The 19,332-nt window shown below is 66.8% G+C and carries 15 protein-coding genes; 14 read left to right on the forward strand and 1 reads right to left on the reverse strand.

Annotation, left to right across the window (positions count from 1 at the left end; translation table 11 throughout):
- The 11 genes from rpe (at window position 1) to AC3WLE_RS01205 (ending at window position 14,475) form a co-directional block, all read left to right on the forward strand.
- A complete protein-coding gene (gene rpe / locus AC3WLE_RS01155) occupies window positions 1-726 on the forward strand; it encodes a ribulose-phosphate 3-epimerase (protein WP_492317040.1) in 726 nt (241 codons plus the stop codon).
- A gap of 55 nt (window positions 727-781) precedes the next feature.
- The gene (locus AC3WLE_RS01160; RefSeq protein ID WP_492317041.1) at window positions 782-1,876 is read left to right on the forward strand and encodes a class 1 fructose-bisphosphatase; all 1,095 of its coding nucleotides are present in this window, start codon (window positions 782-784) and stop codon (window positions 1,874-1,876) included.
- Window positions 1,877-1,887: 11 nt separating this feature from the next.
- A complete protein-coding gene (locus AC3WLE_RS01165; protein WP_492317042.1) occupies window positions 1,888-2,766 on the forward strand; it encodes a phosphoribulokinase in 879 nt (292 codons plus the stop codon).
- A 40-nt stretch (window positions 2,767-2,806) separates the two neighbouring features.
- A complete protein-coding gene (gene tkt / locus AC3WLE_RS01170) occupies window positions 2,807-4,816 on the forward strand; it encodes a transketolase (RefSeq protein ID WP_492355776.1) in 2,010 nt (669 codons plus the stop codon).
- The gene (gene gph / locus AC3WLE_RS01175) at window positions 4,816-5,511 is read left to right on the forward strand and encodes a phosphoglycolate phosphatase (protein ID WP_492317044.1); all 696 of its coding nucleotides are present in this window, start codon (window positions 4,816-4,818) and stop codon (window positions 5,509-5,511) included. Before tkt ends, gph begins: the two co-directional genes overlap by 1 nt.
- A 59-nt stretch (window positions 5,512-5,570) precedes the next feature.
- Window positions 5,571-6,581 (forward strand): type I glyceraldehyde-3-phosphate dehydrogenase, encoded by a 1,011-nt coding sequence (gene gap, locus AC3WLE_RS01180; protein WP_114133664.1) that lies wholly within the window; start codon window positions 5,571-5,573, stop codon window positions 6,579-6,581.
- Window positions 6,582-6,590: 9 nt separating this feature from the next.
- Complete coding sequence (locus AC3WLE_RS01185; RefSeq protein WP_492351312.1) at window positions 6,591-7,832, forward strand: phosphoglycerate kinase; 1,242 nt, start codon at window positions 6,591-6,593, stop codon at window positions 7,830-7,832.
- Window positions 7,833-7,874: 42 nt separating this feature from the next.
- Entirely contained in the window at window positions 7,875-8,912 is a 1,038-nt protein-coding gene (gene fba / locus AC3WLE_RS01190) for a class II fructose-bisphosphate aldolase (protein ID WP_479942420.1), read from the forward strand.
- Between the two features lie 143 nt (window positions 8,913-9,055).
- Entirely contained in the window at window positions 9,056-11,329 is a 2,274-nt protein-coding gene (locus tag AC3WLE_RS01195; protein ID WP_492355777.1) for an FdhF/YdeP family oxidoreductase, read from the forward strand.
- Window positions 11,330-11,458: 129 nt separating this feature from the next.
- Entirely contained in the window at window positions 11,459-14,233 is a 2,775-nt protein-coding gene (locus AC3WLE_RS01200; RefSeq protein ID WP_492355778.1) for an ATP-dependent Clp protease ATP-binding subunit, read from the forward strand.
- A 44-nt stretch (window positions 14,234-14,277) separates the two neighbouring features.
- Window positions 14,278-14,475 carry a hypothetical protein gene (locus AC3WLE_RS01205; RefSeq protein WP_010809303.1) on the forward strand — a complete coding sequence of 66 codons (198 nt, stop codon included), beginning with the start codon at window positions 14,278-14,280 and terminating at the stop codon, window positions 14,473-14,475.
- Between the two features lie 66 nt (window positions 14,476-14,541).
- Here the strand turns inward: AC3WLE_RS01205 and AC3WLE_RS01210 are convergent, their stop codons facing one another.
- A complete protein-coding gene (locus AC3WLE_RS01210) occupies window positions 14,542-15,447 on the reverse strand; it encodes an adenylate/guanylate cyclase domain-containing protein (protein ID WP_492317181.1) in 906 nt (301 codons plus the stop codon).
- A gap of 237 nt (window positions 15,448-15,684) precedes the next feature.
- On the opposite strand from AC3WLE_RS01210, the gene AC3WLE_RS01215 reads away from it, so the two are divergent.
- The 3 genes from AC3WLE_RS01215 to AC3WLE_RS01225 are packed head-to-tail and all read left to right on the forward strand — an operon-like array spanning window position 15,685 to window position 19,094.
- Entirely contained in the window at window positions 15,685-16,455 is a 771-nt protein-coding gene (locus AC3WLE_RS01215) for a hypothetical protein (RefSeq protein WP_492317048.1), read from the forward strand.
- Complete coding sequence (locus AC3WLE_RS01220; protein WP_492340435.1) at window positions 16,452-16,910, forward strand: (2Fe-2S)-binding protein; 459 nt, start codon at window positions 16,452-16,454, stop codon at window positions 16,908-16,910. Before AC3WLE_RS01215 ends, AC3WLE_RS01220 begins: the two co-directional genes overlap by 4 nt.
- 9 nt (window positions 16,911-16,919) lie before the next feature.
- Window positions 16,920-19,094 carry a xanthine dehydrogenase family protein molybdopterin-binding subunit gene (locus tag AC3WLE_RS01225; RefSeq protein WP_492363560.1) on the forward strand — a complete coding sequence of 725 codons (2,175 nt, stop codon included), beginning with the start codon at window positions 16,920-16,922 and terminating at the stop codon, window positions 19,092-19,094.
- Window positions 19,095-19,332: the final 238 nt, after the last annotated feature.

Below are 19,332 nucleotides of genomic sequence, written 5' to 3' on the forward strand. Positions count from 1 at the left end.
ATGCATGCCACTGAACCCAACACCGGCCATGGCAGCCAGCGCGGCATCCGGCTGGCGCCGTCCATCCTGTCGGCCGATTTCGCGCGCCTGGGCGAAGAGGTGTGCGCGATCGAGGCCGGCGGCGCGGACCTGGTGCACTTCGATGTGATGGACAACCACTATGTGCCCAACCTGACCATCGGCCCGCTGGTGTGCGAGGCGATCCGGCCGCTGGTCTCCATCCCCATCGACGTGCACCTGATGGTGGAACCGGTCGATGCGTTGATCCCGCTGTTTGCCAAGGCCGGCGCCAACATCATCAGCTTCCACCCGGAGGCGAGCCGCCATGTCGACCGCACCATCGGCCTGATCCGCGACCACGGCTGCAAGGCCGGCCTGGTGCTCAACCCGGCCACGCCGCTGGGCTGGCTGGACCATACGCTGGACCAGCTCGACCTGGTGCTGCTGATGAGCGTGAACCCGGGCTTTGGCGGCCAGGCCTTCATTCCGGGCGTGCTGGACAAGGTGCGCCAGGCACGCGCGCGCATCGACCGGCAGGTGGAAGCCGGCGGGCGGCCGGTCTGGCTGGAGATCGACGGCGGCGTCAAGGCCGACAACATTGCCGCGATCGCGCGCGCGGGCGCCGACACCTTCGTCGCCGGCAGCGCCGTGTTCGGCGCGCCCGATGCCGACGGCGGCTACTCGAGCATCCTGCACCGCTTGCGCGAGGCCGCCACGATCACGTAGCCCGCACGCACCGGCACCACACAAGAACACATAGCCAATCTATAGGAGACCTGTCATGCCTGAAGTCCAAAGGATGACCCTGACGCAGTTCCTGATCGAGGAACGCCGCCGCTATCCGGATGCCAGCGGCGGCTTCAACGGCCTGATCCTCAACGTCGCCATGGCCTGCAAGGAAATTGCGCGCGCGGTTGCCTTCGGCGCGCTGGGGGGCTTGCACGGCAAGGCCAGCAATCAAGCTGGTGAAGCAGGGGCCGTCAACGTGCAGGGTGAAATCCAGCAGAAGCTGGACGTGCTGAGCAATACCACCTTCCTGCGCGTCAACGAGTGGGGCGGGTACCTGGCCGGCATGGCGTCGGAGGAGATGGAGGCGCCTTACCAGATCCCGGAACACTACCCGCGCGGCAAGTACCTGCTGGTGTTCGATCCGCTCGACGGCTCGTCCAACATCGACGTCAATGTCTCGGTGGGCAGCATCTTCTCGGTGCTGCGCGCCCCGGAGGGTGCAAGCGGCGTCACCGAGCAGGATTTCCTGCAGCCCGGCAGCGCCCAGGTGGCGGCAGGCTACGCGCTCTACGGTCCCACCACCATGCTGGTGCTGACCGTGGGCAACGGCGTCAACGGCTTCACGCTCGACCCCAACCTGGGCGAGTTCTTCCTGACGCACCCCAACCTGCGGGTGCCGGCCGATACCCAGGAATTTGCCATCAATGCGTCGAACAGCCGCTTCTGGGAAGCGCCGGTGCAGCGCTATATCGCCGAGTGCATGGCCGGCAAGAGCGGGCCGCGCGGCAAGGATTTCAATATGCGCTGGATCGCGTCGATGGTGGCCGAGGCGCACCGCATCCTGATGCGTGGCGGCGTCTTCATGTACCCGCGCGACTCCAAGGATCCCGCCAAGCCGGGCCGCCTGCGCCTGCTGTACGAGGCCAATCCGATCGCCTTCCTGATGGAGCAGGCCGGCGGGCGCGCCAGCACGGGCCGGCAGACGCTGATGTCGGTGGCGCCGGGCGCGCTGCACCAGCGCATCGGCGTGATCTTCGGCTCGCGCAATGAAGTGGAACGGATCGAGGGCTACCACACCGACCAGACCGATCCCGACCTTCCGAGTCCCCTGTTCAACGAGCGCAGCCTGTTCCGCGCGTCTGCCTGAGGTGCCTGGCCATGTCAGAACGTTATCCCATTATCGCCATCACCGGCTCCTCGGGCGCCGGTACCACGTCGGTGACCCGTACCTTCGAGAACATCTTCCGCCGCGAAGGCGTGAAGTCAGTGGTGATCGAAGGCGACAGCTTCCACCGCTACGACCGCGCCGAGATGAAGGTCAAGATGGCCGAGGCCGAGCGCACCGGCAATATGAACTTCAGCCACTTCGGCGCGGAGAACAACCTGTTCTCCGAGCTGGAGAGCCTGTTCCGCTCCTACGCCGAAACCGGCACGGGCATGCACCGGCACTACCTGCATAGCCCGGAGGAGGCCGCGCCGTTCGGGCAGGAACCCGGCACCTTCACCCAGTGGGAGCCGTTGCCGGCCGATACCGACCTGCTGTTCTACGAAGGCCTGCACGGCGGGGTGGTCACCGACGCGGTCAATGTCGCCCAGTATCCCAACCTGCTGATCGGCGTGGTGCCGGTCATCAACCTGGAATGGATCCAGAAGCTCTGGCGCGACAAGAAGCAGCGCGGCTATTCCACCGAGGCCGTGACCGACACCATCCTGCGCCGCATGCCGGACTACGTGAACTACATCTGCCCGCAGTTCTCGCGCACGCATGTGAACTTCCAGCGCGTGCCGTGCGTGGATACGTCCAACCCCTTTATCTCGCGCGAAATCCCCGCGCCCGATGAAAGCATGGTGGTGATCCGCTTTGCCAACCCGAAGGGGATCGACTTCCAGTACCTGCTCAGCATGATCCACGACTCCTTCATGTCGCGCGCCAACACCATCGTGGTGCCCGGCGGCAAGATGGAACTGGCCATGCAGCTGATCTTCACGCCCTTTGTGCTGCGCATGATGGAGCGCCGCAAGCGCGCCGCGCTGTAAGGGCTCGACCGTGAAACGCCGACTCTCGAGGATCTTCTGAATGAACGCACCAGAACGCATCGACTCCGCAGCGCGCTGTGCCAATGCGCTGCGCTTCCTGGCCGCCGACGCGGTGGAGCAGGCCAGGTCCGGCCACCCCGGCGCACCCATGGGCATGGCCGAGATGGCCGAAGCCCTGTGGCGGCGCCACCTGCGCCACAACCCGGCCAACCCGGCCTGGCCCGACCGTGACCGCTTCGTGCTGTCCAACGGCCATGCCTCCATGCTGCAGTACGCACTGCTGCACCTGACCGGCTACGACCTGCCGATGTCGCAGCTGCGCCAGTTCCGCCAGCTGCACGCGGCCACGCCCGGCCATCCGGAGCTTGGCGTGACGCCGGGCGTGGAAACCACCACCGGGCCGCTGGGGCAGGGCCTGGCCAATGCCGTCGGCATGGCGCTGGCGGAGAAGCTGCTGGCCGCCACCTTCAACCGGCCCGGCTTCGACATCGTCGACCACCACACCTACGTCTTCCTTGGCGATGGCTGCCTGATGGAAGGCCTCAGCCACGAGGCCTGCTCGCTGGCGGGCACGCTCAGGCTGGGCAAGCTGATCTGCCTGTACGACGACAACGGCATCTCCATCGACGGCGAGGTCGCCGGCTGGTTTGCCGACGACACCCCGAAGCGCTTTGCCGCCTACGGCTGGCATGTGATCGCCGTCGACGGGCACGATGTGCAGGCCATCGACGCTGCGCTGCACGAGGCCAAGGCAGAGGGCGACCGGCCCACGCTGATCTGCTGCCGCACCGTGATCGGCAAGGGCGCGCCGGCCAAGGCCGGCGGGCACGATGTGCATGGCGCCCCGCTGGGCGCGCCGGAAATCGCCGCCATGCGCACGGCGCTGGGCTGGGAAGCCGAGCCTTTCACAGTGCCGGCGGACGTGGCCGATGCCTGGGACGCGCGCGCGCAAGGCGCCGCGCGCGAAGCCGAATGGGAGGCGCGCTTCGCCAGCTATCGCGCGGCACATCCGGAACTGGCCGAAGAATTCCTGCGCCGTTCCGATGGCCGCCTGCCGGAAGGCTTCGATGCGGAGCTGATGGCATTGCTGGATGCGCCGTCGCCGCTGCAAGGCAAGATCGCCACGCGCAAGGCATCGCAGCTGTGCCTGGAGGCGCTCACGCCCGCCTTGCCCGAGCTGCTGGGCGGCTCGGCCGACCTGACCGGGTCCAACCTGACCAATGTCAAGGCGTCGGTCTGGGTCAACCATGCCGGGCATGGCAACTACGTGAGCTACGGCGTGCGCGAGTTCGGCATGGCCGCCGCGATGAACGGCGTTGCGCTGCATGGGGGGCTGATTCCCTACGGCGGCACCTTCATGACCTTCTCGGACTATTCGCGCAATGCCATCCGCATGGCGGCGCTGATGCGCCTGCGCGTGGTCCACGTGCTGACCCATGACTCGATCGGACTCGGCGAGGACGGTCCCACTCACCAGCCGGTGGAGCATGCCGCCAGCCTGCGGCTGATCCCCAACAACCAGGTCTGGCGTCCCTGCGACGGCGCCGAGACCGCGTACGCGTGGCTGGCCGCGCTGCGGCGCGAGGATGGCCCGAGCTGCCTGGTGCTGTCGCGGCAGGCGCTGATGCCGTTCGAGCGCAATCCGGCCCAGCGCGCGGAGATTGCGCGCGGCGGCTATGTGTTGCGCGATGTGCCGGCGCCGCGCGTGGTGCTGATTGCCACTGGCTCCGAGGTGGAAATCGCCATGCGCGCGGCGCTGGACCTGGCCGATGCCGGCATCGCCGCGCGCGTGGTGTCCATGCCCTGCGTGGAGCTGTTCTACGCGCAGGACGTGGCGTACCGCGACACCGTGCTGCCACCAGGCCTGCCGCGCGTCAGCGTGGAGGCGGGCGGCACCTGGTTCTGGCGCGGCGTGGTGGGCGAGCAGGGCCTGGCGCTGGGCATCGACACCTTCGGCGAATCCGCGCCGGCCGAGGCGCTGTACCAGCACTTCGGCCTGACCCCGGCGCATGTCGCGGCGGCCGCGCGCGTGCTGCTGGAGGAAGCGTGATGACTACCGTATCCATGCCCTGCACCGCGGTGCTGATCGACCTGGACGGCACGCTGGTCGACAGCGCGCCCGACATTGTCGAGGCCGCCAACCGCATGCTGGCCGACCTCGGCACCCCGGCATTGCCGTTCGACACCGTGGCCGGCTTCATCGGCCGCGGCGTGCCCAACCTGGTGCGGCGCGTGCTCGAGACCGGAGGGCTTGCAGCGCAGGTTGAGGCTGCCGAAGCCGTGGCGATGTTCCACCGCCACTATGCCGAGACCAATGGCCGCCTCGGATCGGTGTTTCCGGGCGTGGCGGCAGGACTGGAGGTGCTCAGGCGGCAAGGCTACCGGCTTGCCTGCGTCACCAACAAGCCGCGCGCGCTGGCCGTGCCGCTGCTGGCGCTGACCGGGTTGTCGCAGTACCTGGAAGTGCTGGTGGCGGGCGACTCGATCGCGCAGATGAAACCGGACCCCGAACCGCTGCGCCACGCCTGCAACCTGCTCGACGTCGATCCGGCGCAGGGCGTGCTGGTGGGGGATTCGGCGGTGGACGTGGCGGCGGCGCGCGCGGCCGGCATCCCGGTCTGCCTGGTGCGCTATGGCTACGCCGGCCCCGGCGGACCCGCGGCGCTGGGCGCCGACGCGTTGCTCGATTCGCTGGAGGCGTTGCCGGCGCTGCTGACGCCGGCGCGGCTGGCCCCAGCCGCCTGATGTTGCGCCGGCGCGCCAGCGCGACCGGCAAGGATACCAAGACAAGTAAAGGAGACAGCATGACTATCAAGGTTGCCATCAACGGCTACGGACGCATCGGCCGCAATGTGCTGCGCGCCCACTATGAAGGCGGCAAGCGGCACGATATCGAGATCGTCGCCATCAACGACCTCGGCAACGCGGCCACCAATGCGCACCTGACCCAGTACGACACCGTCCATGGGCGCTTCCCGGGCGAGGTCTCGGTCGACGGCGATGCCTTCCGCGTCAACGGCGACCGCATCCGCGTGCTGGCGCAGCGCAACCCGGCCGAGCTGCCGTGGGGCGAGCTGGGCGTGGACGTGGTGATGGAATGCACCGGGCTCTTCACCAGCAAGGAAAAGGCATCGGCCCACCTGAAGGGCGGCGCGAAGAAGGTGATCATCTCCGCCCCCGGCGGCAAGGACGTGGACGCCACCATCGTCTACGGCGTCAATCACGGCGTGCTGAAGGCGACCGACACGGTGATCTCCAACGCCTCGTGCACCACCAACTGCCTGGCGCCGCTGGTCAAGCCGCTGCACGAGAAGCTGGGCGTGGTGAACGGCCTGATGACCACCGTGCACTCCTATACCAACGACCAGGTGCTGACCGACGTCTACCACGAAGACCTGCGCCGGGCGCGCTCGGCCACCATGTCGATGATCCCGACCAAGACCGGCGCCGCCGCCGCGGTCGGGCTGGTGATGCCTGAGCTGGACGGCCGGCTGGACGGCTTTGCCGTGCGCGTGCCGACCATCAATGTGTCGCTGGTCGACCTGTCCTTCGTGGCGGCGCGGCCGACCACCGTCGAGGAAGTGAACGGCATCCTGAAGGCCGCCGCCGAAGGCGAGCTCAAGGGCATCCTGGACTACAACACCGCGCCGCTGGTCTCGGTGGACTTCAACCACAACCCGGCGTCGTCCACCTTCGACGCCACCCTGACCAAGGTCAACGGCACGCTGGTCAAGGTGTCGGCCTGGTATGACAACGAATGGGGCTTCTCCAACCGCATGCTGGACACCGCGGTGGCGCTGGCCCACGCACGCTAGCAGGTTGCCATGATGAGCCTATCCCATGCTACGAACCCGCAACCGAAACCCGCGGCGGCGCCGCACACGCTGGCCGCACTGCTTGCAGCCGGTGGACTGGCTGGCAAGCGGGTCTTTATCCGCGCCGACCTCAACGTCCCGCAGGATGCAGCGGGTGCTATCACCGACGATACCCGCATCCGTGCTTCCGTGCCTGCCATCGCGGCCTGCCTGCAGGCGGGCGCCGCGGTGATGGTCACCTCGCACCTGGGCCGGCCGCAGGAGGGAGCGCCCGACCCGCGCCACAGCCTGGCGCCGGTGGGCCGCCGCCTGTCTGAACTGCTGGGCCGCCAGGTGCCGCTCTTGTCCGGCTGGACCGAGGGCGGTTTCCAGGTACCGCCCGGGCAGGTGGTGCTGCTGGAAAACTGCCGCATGAACACGGGCGAGAAGAAGAACAGCGACGATCTGGCGCAGAAGATGGCGGCGCTGTGCGATGTATACGTCAACGACGCGTTCGGCACCGCCCACCGCGCCGAGGCGACCACGCATGGCATCGCCAGATACGCCCCCATTGCCTGCGCCGGCCCGCTGCTGGCCGCCGAGATCGATGCGCTGGGCAAGGCGCTGGGCCAGCCGGCGCGCCCGCTGGTGGCAATCGTGGCCGGCTCCAAGGTCTCGACCAAGCTGACCATCCTGAAGTCGCTGGCCGACAAGGTCGACAACCTGATCGTCGGCGGCGGCATTGCCAATACCTTCATGCTGGCCGCCGGCCTGAAGATCGGCAAGTCGCTGGCAGAGCCTGACCTGCTGGCCGATGCCAGAGCCATCATCGACATCATGGCTGCCCGCAGCGCCTCGGTGCCGATCCCGGTCGACGTGGTGTGCGCCAAGGAGTTCAGCGCCACCGCCGAGGCTACCGTGAAGGACGTCAAGGACGTGGCCGACGATGACATGATCCTGGACATCGGCCCGAAGACGGCAGCGATGCTGGCCGAGCAACTGAAGGCCGCCGGCACCATCGTCTGGAACGGTCCGGTGGGCGTGTTCGAGTTCGACCAGTTCGGCAACGGCACCAGGGTGCTGGCCCAGGCCATCGCCGAATCGAAGGCGTTCTCGATCGCCGGCGGCGGCGACACGCTGGCCGCGATTGCCAAGTACCGCATCGCCGATCGCGTGGGCTATATCTCCACGGGCGGGGGCGCGTTCCTGGAATTCCTGGAGGGCAAGACGCTGCCCGCGCTGGCCGTGCTGGCACAGCGCGCCGCTGCCTGAACCCGACCTCACCGATTCTGCAATCAGTAAAGGAGCTTCATCATGGCACTCATTTCCTTGCGCCAGCTGCTGGACCACGCGGGAGAGTTCGGCTACGGCGTGCCGGCCTTCAACGTCAACAACCTGGAACAGATCCACGCCATCATGGAAGCGGCCCAGGAAACCGACAGCCCGGTCATCCTGCAGGCCTCGGCCGGCGCGCGCAAGTACGCCGGCGAGGCTTACCTGCGCCATATGGTGCTGGCCGCGGCCGAGACCCATCCGGACATCCCCATCGTGCTGCACCAGGACCACGGCTCCAGCCCGGCGATCTGCCAGGCCTCGATCCGCTCCGGCTTCACCAGCGTGATGATGGATGGCTCGCTGCGCGAAGACATGAAGACCCCCTCCGACTACGACTACAACGTCGACGTCACGCGGCGCGTATGCGAGATGGCGCATGCGATCGGCGTGTCGGTGGAGGGTGAACTGGGCTGCCTGGGCTCGCTCGAAACCGGCCAGGCCGGCGAAGAGGACGGCGTGGGCGCGGCGGGCACGCTGTCGCACGACATGATGCTGACCGACCCGGCCCAGGCGCGCGACTTCGTCGCCCGCACCGGCGTGGATGCGCTGGCGATCGCCATCGGCACCAGCCACGGCGCCTACAAGTTCTCGCGCAAGCCCACCGGGGACATCCTGGCGATGGACCGCATCCGCGAGATCCACGAGCAGATTCCTGACACCCACCTGGTGATGCACGGCTCGAGTTCGGTGCCGCAGGAATGGCTGGAGATCATCCGCCAGTACGGCGGCGACATCAAGGAGACCTACGGCGTGCCGGTCGAGGAGATCCTGCGCGGCATCAAGATGGGGGTGCGCAAGGTGAATATCGACACGGACATCCGCCTGGCCATGACCGGGGCGATCCGCAAGTCCTTGTCCGACGACCGTAGCGAGTTCGATCCGCGCAAGGCGCTGCTGGCGGCCAAGAAAGGGGCGAGAAGCGTGGTCAAGCTGCGCTTCGAGGCCTTCGGCTGCGCAGGGCAGGCCTCGCGGATCAAGCCGGTGCCGCTGGAGCGGGTGGCGAAGCTCTATTCCTGAAGGCGCATCTGCAGCACCACGAGCCCAGGCACACGCTCCCCTCTCCCGCAAGCGGGCGAGGGGAGCAAACCGGCAGCAGGAGTTGTTCGCGTGACTAACCCCAACGCCGTCACCAGCAACCTGGCGCGGCACAAGGAGCAAACATGGCCAATCGACGCGAAGTGCCCGGTATCAGGAAGTACGACGGTCCCGCCGGCGGCTGGGGGGCGCTGAAGGCAACCGCCACGGCGATCCGCACGCAGATGGATACCGTCAGGGCGCCGATCACGCTGATGCGGACCAACCAGCCCGACGGCTTCGATTGCCCCGGCTGCGCATGGCCCGACAAGGAGCACCGGTCGACCTTCCAGTTCTGCGAGAACGGCGCCAAGGCCGTGACGTGGGAGGCAACCACCAAACGGGTGCCTCCCGAGTTCTTTGCAGCCAATACGGTGTCGTCGCTGTTGAACCGGACCGACTATGAGCTCGAAGACTTTGGCCGGCTGACGCATCCGCTGGTCTACGACCGCGCCACCGACACCTTCCGCGCGGTGGAGTGGGAGGCTGCGTTCGCCCGCATCGGCGAAATCCTGCGCGGGCTATCGCCCGACCAGGTCGAGTTCTATACCTCGGGCCGGGCTTCCAACGAAGCCGCCTACCTGTACCAGCTGTTCGCGCGCGAGTATGGCACGAACAACTTCCCCGACTGCTCGAACATGTGCCACGAGCCCACCAGCGTGGGCTTGCCGCGCTCGATCGGCATCGGCAAGGGCACGGTGTCGCTGGAAGACTTTGACACCTGCGAGCTGATCATTTCGATCGGCCACAACCCGGGCACCAACCACCCGCGCATGATGGGGACGCTGCATGAGGCGTCGCGCCGCAAGGTGCCGATCCTGGTGTTCAACCCGCTGCGCGAACGGGCGCTCGAGCGCTTTGCCGACCCGCAGAACATGGTGGAGATGGCCACCTATGGTTCCACCCGGATTGCGTCGTCCTACTTCCTGGTCCGCGCCGGTGGCGACGCCGCCGCCATCAAGGGGGTGATGAAGGCGCTGCTGGACCTGGAAGCCCGCCAGGGCAATGTGCTGGACCACGACTTCATCGCGGTCCACACCGAGGGCTTCGAGGGGCTGGCCGACGATCTGCGGTCGACCGAATGGGCGGATATTGAAAAGACCAGTGGGCTGACCCGTGCGGACCTGGAACTGGTGGCGGCGGCCTATGCCAAGTCGAATGCCACCATCGTCACCTACGGCATGGGCGTGACCCAGCACAACGAAGGCACGGCCAATGTGCGCCTGCTGTGCGACCTGCTGATGCTGCGCGGCAACTTCGGCAAGCCCGGCGCCGGCATCTGCCCGTTGCGCGGCCACTCCAATGTCCAGGGGAACCGCACTGTCGGCATTACCGAGAAGCCGTCCGCCGGTTTCCTGCAGCGGATCGAGGACACCTTCGGCTTCAGCCCGCCTGCCGGACACGGGCACGATGCCGTCAACGCGATGCAGGCGATGATCGATGGCAAGTCCAGGGCACTGTTCTGCCTGGGCGGGAATTTCGCGGTCGCCTTGCCCGATCCCGAGCAGTGCTTCCCCGCCATGGGCAAGCTCGACCTGAGCGTGCATGTCGGGACCAAGCTCAACCGTACGCACCTGCTGGTGGCCAGGGAGACCTATGTGCTGCCTTGCCTGGGCCGCACCGAACTGGATGTGCAGGAGACCGGGCCGCAATCGGTGACGGTGGAGGATTCGATGTCGATGGTGCATGCCTCGGCCGGCAAGCTCGGGCCGGCGTCCGAGTTCCTGCGCTCCGAGCCGGCCATCGTGGCGGGCATTGCCACCGCGACCCTGCCTGAGAGCAAGGTGCCATGGCTGGAACTGGTTGCCGACTACGACAGGATCCGCGATCTGATCGAGAAGACGGTGCCCGGCTTTGAGGACTTCAACACGCGCGTGCGGGTCCCTGGCGGATTCCGCATGCCCTTGCCGCCAACCGAGCGCAAATGGGAAACGCCGTCGGGCAAGGCCGAGTTCTACGTGTTCAAGGGGCTGCACGAAGACAAGCAAGTCCTTGCCGACGATGTCCTGCGGCTGGTGACCATCCGCAGCCATGACCAGTACAACACCACCATCTATGCCATGGACGACCGCTACCGGGGCGTGTTCGGGCGGCGCGACGTGCTGTTCATGAACCCGGCCGACCTGGCCGCGCGCGGCCTGGAGCATAGCGACCTGGTCGACATCGAGACCATCGCAGCGGGCCGGCAGCTGCGTTTCGAGAAGATCACTGCGATCGAGTACGAAATTGCACCCGGCTCCGTCGCTGCCTACTATCCCGAAGCAAACAGGCTGGTGCCGCTCGACTACATCGACGAGGACAGCGGCACCCCGTCCTACAAGTCAGTGCCCGTGCGCGTGGTGCGTTCGGAGGTGACGTAATGGCAGGCCAGCCCACCATCACGTAAGCACGGCTCATGCCCGCTTTCCAGCGCCGTTGCGCGCGGCCCTGAGCGCGCGCAACGGCCCTCTGTTGAAGCAATGCGACCTACCTGTGGAGGAAAGTCCATCATGCCGACCCTTTGCGAAATCTGCAACGCACGTCCCGCCGTGGCGCGGGTGACCGTGGTTCAGGACGGCGAGCGCAAGACCATGTCGATCTGCGACTACGACTACCGGCAGCTGCTGCGCCACCAGGACATGCTCAACCCGTTCGATTCCCTGCTGGGTGGGGGCGGCCTGTCCCGCTTCTTCCGGGGGATGGGAGGCGGGATGAATGACGACGAGCATCCCGGATTCTCCACCGAAGTCCCGCGCGAATCCGTCGATCCCACCGATGCCTTCAGCGAGCAGACCATGGAACTGCTGCAGCGTGCCGCGGAGAAGGCGCACGAGCTGCGGCGCAATGAGCTCGACACCGAGCACCTTCTCTACGTGCTCGCCGATACCGATGTCTGCACGGCGCTGATCAAGGAACTCAAGCTCTCGCCGCAGGACATCAAGGGCTATATCGACGAGCACGCGCAGACCGGAGCCGCCGGGCCTGACGCGGCCATCGACCGGATGACGATCTCGCCGCGGCTGAAGAAAGCCTTCCAGTATGCCTTCCAGGCCTCGCGCGACCTCGGGCATTCCTACGTTGGCCCCGAGCACCTGCTGATCGGCCTGGCCTCGGTCCCGGAAAGCATCGCCGGGACGCTGCTCAAGAAGTATGGCGTCACCCCCGAGGCACTGCGCCAGAAGGTGGTGAAGGTGGTCGGCAAGGGCGCCGAGGATGGCCGCGTCGATACGCCCACCGGCACGCCCACGCTCGACAAGTTCGGGCGCGACCTGACCGCGATTGCGCGGCAGGGCAAGCTCGATCCGGTGCTGGGCCGAGCGCAGGAGATCGAGAGCACGATCGAGGTGCTGGCGCGGCGCAAGAAGAACAACCCGGTGCTGATCGGCGAGCCGGGCGTGGGCAAGACCGCGATCGTGGAAGGGCTGGCGCAGCGCATCGTCAATGGCGACGTGCCGGAGGTGCTGCGTGGCAAGCGCCTGGTCGAGGTGAATATCAATTCGATGGTGGCCGGGGCCAAATACCGCGGCGAGTTCGAGGAGCGTGCCAAGCAGCTGATTGACGAGGTGACCGCCAAGAACGACGAACTGATCCTGTTTATCGATGAACTGCACACCATCGTCGGCGCGGGGCAGGGCGGCGGCGAGGGCGGGCTCGATATCGCCAACGTGCTCAAGCCCGCGCTGGCACGCGGCGAACTGAGCCTGATCGGCGCCACCACGCTGAACGAATACCAGAAGTACATCGAGAAAGACGCGGCGCTGGAGCGGCGCTTCCAGCCGGTGCTGGTGCCGGAGCCAACCGTCGAGCAGACCATCGTCATCCTGCGCGGCCTGCGCGACAAGCTTGAGGTGCACCACCAGGTCACCTTTGCCGACGATGCCTTTGTGGCCGCGGCGGAACTGTCGGACCGCTATATCACCGCGCGCTTCCTGCCGGACAAGGCCATCGACCTGATCGACCAGGCCGCGGCGCGCGTGCGCATCGGCGCCACCTCGCGTCCCGCCGATATCCAGGAACTGGAGGCCGAGATCGCCCAGCTCAAGCGCGAGCAGGACTATGCGTCGTCGCGCAAGCGCTTTGACGAGGCCAAGGGCTTCGAGGACCGCATCACCGACAAGCAGAAGCGGCTTGATGAGCTGACCGAGGCCTGGCAGCGCAAGACCGGATCGGAGACCCTGGAGGTGACGGTTGCGGCCATTGCCGAAGTGGTGTCGCGCCTGACCGGCATCCCGGTGACCGACCTGACCCAGGAAGAGCGCCAGAAGCTGCTGAAAATGGAAGCGCGGCTGCGCGAGCGGGTGGTGGGGCAGGACGACGCGGTGGTCGCGGTCAGCGATGCGGTGCGCCTGTCGCGTGCGGGCCTGGGGCAGGCCAACCGCCCGATCGCGACCTTCCTCTTCCTCGGGCCGACCGGCGTCGGCAAGACCGAGCTGGCCAAGGCGCTGGCGGAAACCGTGTTCGGCGACGAGCAGGCCATCATCCGCATTGACATGTCCGAGTACATGGAGCGCCATGCGGTGGCCCGGCTGATCGGTGCGCCCCCGGGCTATGTCGGCTACGATGAAGGCGGGCAGCTGACCGAGCGCGTGCGGCGCAAGCCCTATAGCGTGATCCTGCTGGATGAAATCGAGAAGGCCCACCCGGACGTGAACAACGTGCTGCTGCAGGTCTTCGACGACGGCCGCTTGACCGACGGCAAGGGCCGCGTGGTGGACTTCAGCAACACCGTCATCATCGCCACCAGCAACCTGGGCGCGCCGATCATCATGGACAACCTGGAGCAGCCCGAGGACAAGCGCATGCCTGAGAAGGACTTGCGCGAGGCGCTGATGAAGGTGCTGAAAGGACACTTCCGACCCGAGTTCCTGAACCGTATCGACGACATCATCGTGTTCCATGCGCTGTCGCGCGACAACATCCGCGCGATCGTGCAGATCCAGCTGGAGCGCGTGGTGCGCACCGCCGCCGCGCAGGACATCACGGTCAAGCCCGACGATGAGCTGGTCGAGCACCTGGTGGAGGCGGGATACCAGCCTGAGTTCGGTGCGCGGGAGCTGCGGCGGCAGATCCGCCAGTCGGTCGAGACCGGGCTGGCCAAGGAGATTCTCGGTGACAAGCTGAAATCAGGCGACAGCGTCGAGCTTGGCTACGACAAGGCAAGCGAAGCCGTAGTCTTCAGAAGGATGGAAGCCGTCAAGAAGCCGAAGGCAGGTAAAGCGACGGCCAAGGGCGCTGCACCCAGGAAGGCGGACAGCACCGTCGCAGCAGGAGACTCCAGCGCTTGAGCGCAAGAGCCAGGGCAATCACGATTTTCGTGGGAGGTTCGCAAATGCAGGAGTACGACTTTTACATCAATCTGCTGAAACCGACGCTGGGGCTCTATGTGCGCAAGGGCGAAGGACTTCAGGACCTCGCCGACGCAAAGGAGTGGCAACTTGAAGGGACGGTTCCTGAGAGCGCACTGCCACCCGGCATGTTGAAGGGTCTGGAAGCCAACGGTCACGCCTTCCAGGAACTGGGAGGGTAAGCAGCCACGCGCGGCCGCGACCTGCTCCGGATGGGTTGCGGCCGTGCGGCTTTCTTCCTGCCGGCATCACTTCTCGTCGACAAAGAACTCGATACCCTCGTCGATGCATTCTTTTGGCTGGGCAAAGGTAATCCAGCCATGACCCCTGAGCGTGATTTCGTCACGGCGCAGGATCAGCGCGCCTTCGCCATCGATCTTCACGTGGGTGCCGTTCGAACTTCTGTCGATCAGGACAAAGCGGCCGCCGCGCGGCTCCACCGTGGCCTGGAATCTCGAAACCTGCCGGTCCGTGACAACGATGCTCATGGTCGTGTCCCGGCCGATGGTGACAGGCGGTGAGGCAGTGTTCATTTCGAAGACGGTTTCCCGATATCGTAGCGAAAGCAGTGCCGAGCGGGCCAATGCAAGATCCACCGGGGCCACCAGGGTCAGGTCGATGCTCTGCTGCCAGATCGCTTCGTACAGCTCGATCACCTGGTGCTTGCCGCGTACCTGTATCGGATACAGGTAGCGTGTCATCTGGCGCAGCCCTGCTGAGAGCTGCTCCACCGCGTTCTTGCTGGTGATGATCTGGCCCCGCGAAGCCAGGCTGGCCAGTCGGGCGGCAAGGTTGACGGTGTCGCCGAACAGGTCGCCGGATTCGTCCGACAGGATCGGGCCATGGTGAAAGCCGATATGGATCGCCAGCGGAGCGCCTATGATCGGCGGCAGCCCGGCGACGGCCTCCTGCATGTCCAGTGCCGCCCGCATCGCATTCTCCGCGGCGGGAAACAGCACCATGATTTCGTCACCGATGGTCTTGACGACCCGGCCTTGCGCGGCCGCGGAGTGGGACTTCATCAGCGCCAGGCACTGGCGGATTGCGCCAAGCGCCACCGCATCGCCGGCCTGCTCGTAGAGCCTGGTGCTGTCGCAGACGTCCGCGAACATCACCGATCCATCAGAGGCGTCTTGTCGCGAATCTTGGTCCATATGCATCACAGGCCGTTTGATCGGAGCGCGCCATGCCTTCGATCGGCAGTGCGCTTCGTCTGCATGATTCTGCATCATAGAACTTCATTGCGACATTGCAGCCCTGGTGACCATCCCGCAAAAGTGCTGCTTGCCGACCCGGGCGCCTGGAGCCTCTCCTGCCGTTTCGTCTTGCCAGGGATCGCATCAGGCACTACAACGATCTAGCACGCCGACGACGGTGAAGGAGGAGGCCCCATGAAGCATGACGCCCGCAACCCTCTCGCCGCCGCTCTTCGCCAGCATTTGGCGGGGTCTGTGCTGACGCTTCCGGTGCTTGCCTTTGCTGCCGGTCCCGGCGGATCCTTCCAGCCCACCCAGGTGTCCGGCACGCCAGACCGCAACGTCGGGCTGCAGGCCTTCGCGCAGATCGAGCGTGTGCTGCTGCATGCCCGCTGCCTGAATTGCCACGTGCCGGACGGCCCGCTGCAGGGCGATGCGAAACGTGTGCATTTTCCACCGGTGCAGCGAGGCACTGACGGCAAGGGCGTGCCGCCGCTGCAATGCGCCACCTGCCATGGCACCCAGAACAGCCCGCTCGCGCATGCGCCGCCCGGGCTGGATACCAATGGCCAGCCAGGCTGGCACATGCCGCCGGCGAAGATGAAGATGTCATGGCTGGGCCTGTCCGGGCCGGCCCTATGCAAGGTCTTCCGCGACACCAGGACCAATGGCGGCCGTTCGCTGGCAATGCTCGAAGAACACATGGTGACCGACCACCTGGTGGCTTGGGGCTGGCAACCGGGGCCGGGGCGTGAATTGCCGCCGCTGGACAAGCCCGCGTTCGACGAGCAGGTGCGCCAGTGGATACGCAATGGCGCGCCATGCGATACGCGCGAGCCGTTGCGCACCTCTGCGGGGCCTACACGCGCCGCCGCCGATGAAGCCTTGCTGAAGAACCTGCGCGCCATCGCCGGATCAGGCGCCTTGACCCAGACGAAGGGCACCAGCAACGGGAGCCAGCCATGATTTCCTTTCAACTGAACGGCAAGACCCAGCAGGTCGACGTGCCCGGCGACACGCCGGTGCTGTGGGTACTGCGCGACACGCTGGGGCTGACCGGCACCAAGTTCGGCTGCGGCATCGCGGTATGCGGCGCATGCACGGTACATGTCGATGGCCAGCAGCGCCGCGCGTGCGTGACGCCGGTGTCCTCCATCGCCGGCCGGCAGCTCACCACCATCGAGGGCATCGGCGAGGACCGGGTCGGGCGCGCGGTCGAAGAGGCCTGGGTGCGCAACGACGTCACGCAGTGCGGCTATTGCCAGAGCGGCCAGGTGATGTCGGCGGTGGCGCTGCTCAAGGTCAACCAACGCCCGACCGATGCCGACATCGAACGGGCCATGAGCGCCAACCTGTGCCGCTGCGGCACCTATGCGCGCATCCATGCCGCGGTCAAGGATGCAGCCAAGGCGATCGGCTGAGGAGATGCCATGAGACTCATGCAGCAGGCAAGCGGCGGCATCGACCGGCGGACCTTCCTGAAACTGAGCTTCGGCTCGGGCTTCGCGCTCTGTGCCGTTCCGCTTGGCGCGCAGACGGAGGCGGCGGCGCAGCCCAAGGCGCCGGTGCAGCCATCGGCCTTCGTCAGTATCGATGCCGACGGCACGGTGATGGTCACGATCGGCAAGCTTGAGTTCGGGCAGGGCGTGCAGACGGCACTGCCGATGCTGGTGGCCGAGGAACTGGACGCGGACTGGAGCAAGGTGCGCTGCCAGCTGGCCCCGGCCGGCGAGGCCTATAAGGACCCGGTGTTCCATATCCAGATGGTCGGCGGCTCGACCAGCATGAAGAACTCGTGGACGCAGTATCGCGAGGTCGGCGCGCGCATGCGCGCCATGCTGCTCGGGGCGGCCGCCGGGCGCTTCGGGGTGCCGGCCGGGCAGCTGAAGGCCGAGGCCGGCGTGGTGACCGCGCCCGACGGCCGCCGGGCCACATACGGCGAGTTGGCTGCCGCAGCGCTGGCCGAGCCGGTGCCGGCGAGCGTGCAGCTGAAGTCGCCGCAGCAGTTCAGGCTGATCGGCAAGCCCACCGGCCGGCTCGATGCGCGCGACAAGTCCACCGGCAGGCAGCAGTTCGGCATCGACACGGCGCTGCCCGGCACGCGCACCGTGGTCATGGTGCATCCGCCCGTGTTCGGCGCCATGGTCGCGCGCTTCGACCCCGCGCGTGCCAGGGCCATCGCCGGCGTGGAAGAGGTCTACCAGGTGCCGCTGGCCGGCGGCGCGACCGGGTTGGCGATCGTGGCCAATGGCTTCTGGCCCGCGCGCACGGCGCGCGAGGTGCTGCAGGTGGAATGGGACACCAGCGGCGTCGAGAAGCCGGACAGCGATGCGCTGCTGGCGCGCTACCGCGAGCTGGCGGCCCGGCCCGGCGTGCAGGCCAAGGCGGCGGACACTTCGGCGCTTGCCACCGCGCCACACAAGCTCACCGCCGAGTATGTCTTCCCCTACCTGGCGCACACGCCGATGGAGCCGCTCAACTGCACCATCGACTTCCGCGGCAACCAATGCACAGTGTGGGCCGGCTCGCAGTTCCAGACCGTCGACCAGGCCAACGTCGCAGCCGTGCTCGGTCTGAAGCCGGAACAGGTGACATTCAACACCATGATGGCCGGCGGCGGCTTCGGCCGGCGTGCCGTGCCCACCTCCGACTACCTGTTCGAGGCCGCGCAGGTGGCCAAGGCGCGCCATGCGGCGGGCCGGCGCGAGCCGATCAAGATGATCTGGACACGCGAAGACGACGTGCGCGGCGGCTACTACCGCCCGATGCACCTGCACCGCGTTGAGATCGGCCACGACGGCAAGGGCAAGGTGCTGGCCTGGAAGCACGTGATCGTCGGCCAGTCCATCACCAGCGGCACTCCGTTCGAGTCCTTCACCGTGAAGAACGGGGTCGACTCGACCATGGTCGAGGGCGTGAGCGACAGCCCTTATCCGTTCCCGATCGCGCTCGAGATCCATCATCCCAAGGTCAACGTGCCGGTGCTGTGGTGGCGCTCGGTGGGGCACACGCACACGGCCTATGTGATGGAGACCCTGGTCGATGAACTGGCGCGCGCCGGCGGGATCGATCCGGTGGCGTACCGCCGCACGCTGCTGCGTGAGCACAAGCGTCACCTGGCGGCGCTGGACCTGGCGGTCGAGCGCTCGGGCTACGGCAAGCGGCGCCTCGCGGCCGGGCGTGCCTGGGGCGTGGCGGTGCATGAATCGTTCGACACCGTGGTCGCCTACATCGTCGAGGCCTCGATGCGTGGCAACCAGCCGGTGGTGCACCGGGTCACCGCGGCCGTCCACTGCAACATGCCGATCAATCCGCGCACGGTCGAGGCGCAGGTCCAGGGCGGCATGATGATGGGGCTGGGTACCACGCTGCCCGGAGCGCAGATCACGCTGAAGGATGGCGTGGTCCAGCAAGGCAACTGGAACGACTACCGGCTGGCCACGCATGCGGACACGCCGCCGCAGATCGCGGTGCACATCGTGCCGTCGGCCGATCCGCCGACCGGCATTGGCGAGACCGCGGTGCCGCCGATCGCACCGGCACTGGCTAATGCCGTCGCGGCGCTCACCGGCAAGCGGCATCGCAGCCTGCCGTTCACCGCGTGATCTTCGAGCAAGTCGGCATGGCCTGCGTGCGGTGATCTCTCCCCCAAGCGGGGGAGCACCCAGACAGATTGCCAACAGTTTTGGGTGCGCCAAAGCCGCCCGAACTAGCCTAAGCAAGATGTTCTCCCTCTCCCCTCATGGGGAGAGGGCCGGGGTGAGGGGGTCTAGCTAGGTGAACCCGTACACGTTGACGGGGGGATACGCCGGAACCGGCGTTCCCTCTGGCATGCACGAGAAA

It is taken from the genome of Cupriavidus sp. FW306-1B-F12B, from assembly GCF_058781795.1.

What these genes read in the sequence shown, in the direction of transcription:
- AC3WLE_RS01165 (WP_492317042.1), top strand. Translation starts at nt 1,888, where the DNA reads ATGTCAGAACGTTATCCCATTATCGCCATCACCGGCTCCTCGGGCGCC.
- AC3WLE_RS01185 (WP_492351312.1), top strand. Translation starts at nt 6,591, where the DNA reads ATGATGAGCCTATCCCATGCTACGAACCCGCAACCGAAACCCGCGGCG.
- AC3WLE_RS01195 (WP_492355777.1), top strand. Translation starts at nt 9,056, where the DNA reads ATGGCCAATCGACGCGAAGTGCCCGGTATCAGGAAGTACGACGGTCCC.
- gph (WP_492317044.1), top strand. Translation starts at nt 4,816, where the DNA reads ATGACTACCGTATCCATGCCCTGCACCGCGGTGCTGATCGACCTGGAC.
- AC3WLE_RS01160 (WP_492317041.1), top strand. Translation starts at nt 782, where the DNA reads ATGCCTGAAGTCCAAAGGATGACCCTGACGCAGTTCCTGATCGAGGAA.
- tkt (WP_492355776.1), top strand. Translation starts at nt 2,807, where the DNA reads ATGAACGCACCAGAACGCATCGACTCCGCAGCGCGCTGTGCCAATGCG.
- AC3WLE_RS01210 (WP_492317181.1), bottom strand. Translation starts at nt 15,447, where the DNA reads ATGGACCAAGATTCGCGACAAGACGCCTCTGATGGATCGGTGATGTTC.
- gap (WP_114133664.1), top strand. Translation starts at nt 5,571, where the DNA reads ATGACTATCAAGGTTGCCATCAACGGCTACGGACGCATCGGCCGCAAT.
- fba (WP_479942420.1), top strand. Translation starts at nt 7,875, where the DNA reads ATGGCACTCATTTCCTTGCGCCAGCTGCTGGACCACGCGGGAGAGTTC.
- AC3WLE_RS01220 (WP_492340435.1), top strand. Translation starts at nt 16,452, where the DNA reads ATGATTTCCTTTCAACTGAACGGCAAGACCCAGCAGGTCGACGTGCCC.
- AC3WLE_RS01200 (WP_492355778.1), top strand. Translation starts at nt 11,459, where the DNA reads ATGCCGACCCTTTGCGAAATCTGCAACGCACGTCCCGCCGTGGCGCGG.
- rpe (WP_492317040.1), top strand. Translation starts at nt 1, where the DNA reads ATGCATGCCACTGAACCCAACACCGGCCATGGCAGCCAGCGCGGCATC.
- AC3WLE_RS01225 (WP_492363560.1), top strand. Translation starts at nt 16,920, where the DNA reads ATGAGACTCATGCAGCAGGCAAGCGGCGGCATCGACCGGCGGACCTTC.
- AC3WLE_RS01215 (WP_492317048.1), top strand. Translation starts at nt 15,685, where the DNA reads ATGAAGCATGACGCCCGCAACCCTCTCGCCGCCGCTCTTCGCCAGCAT.
- AC3WLE_RS01205 (WP_010809303.1), top strand. Translation starts at nt 14,278, where the DNA reads ATGCAGGAGTACGACTTTTACATCAATCTGCTGAAACCGACGCTGGGG.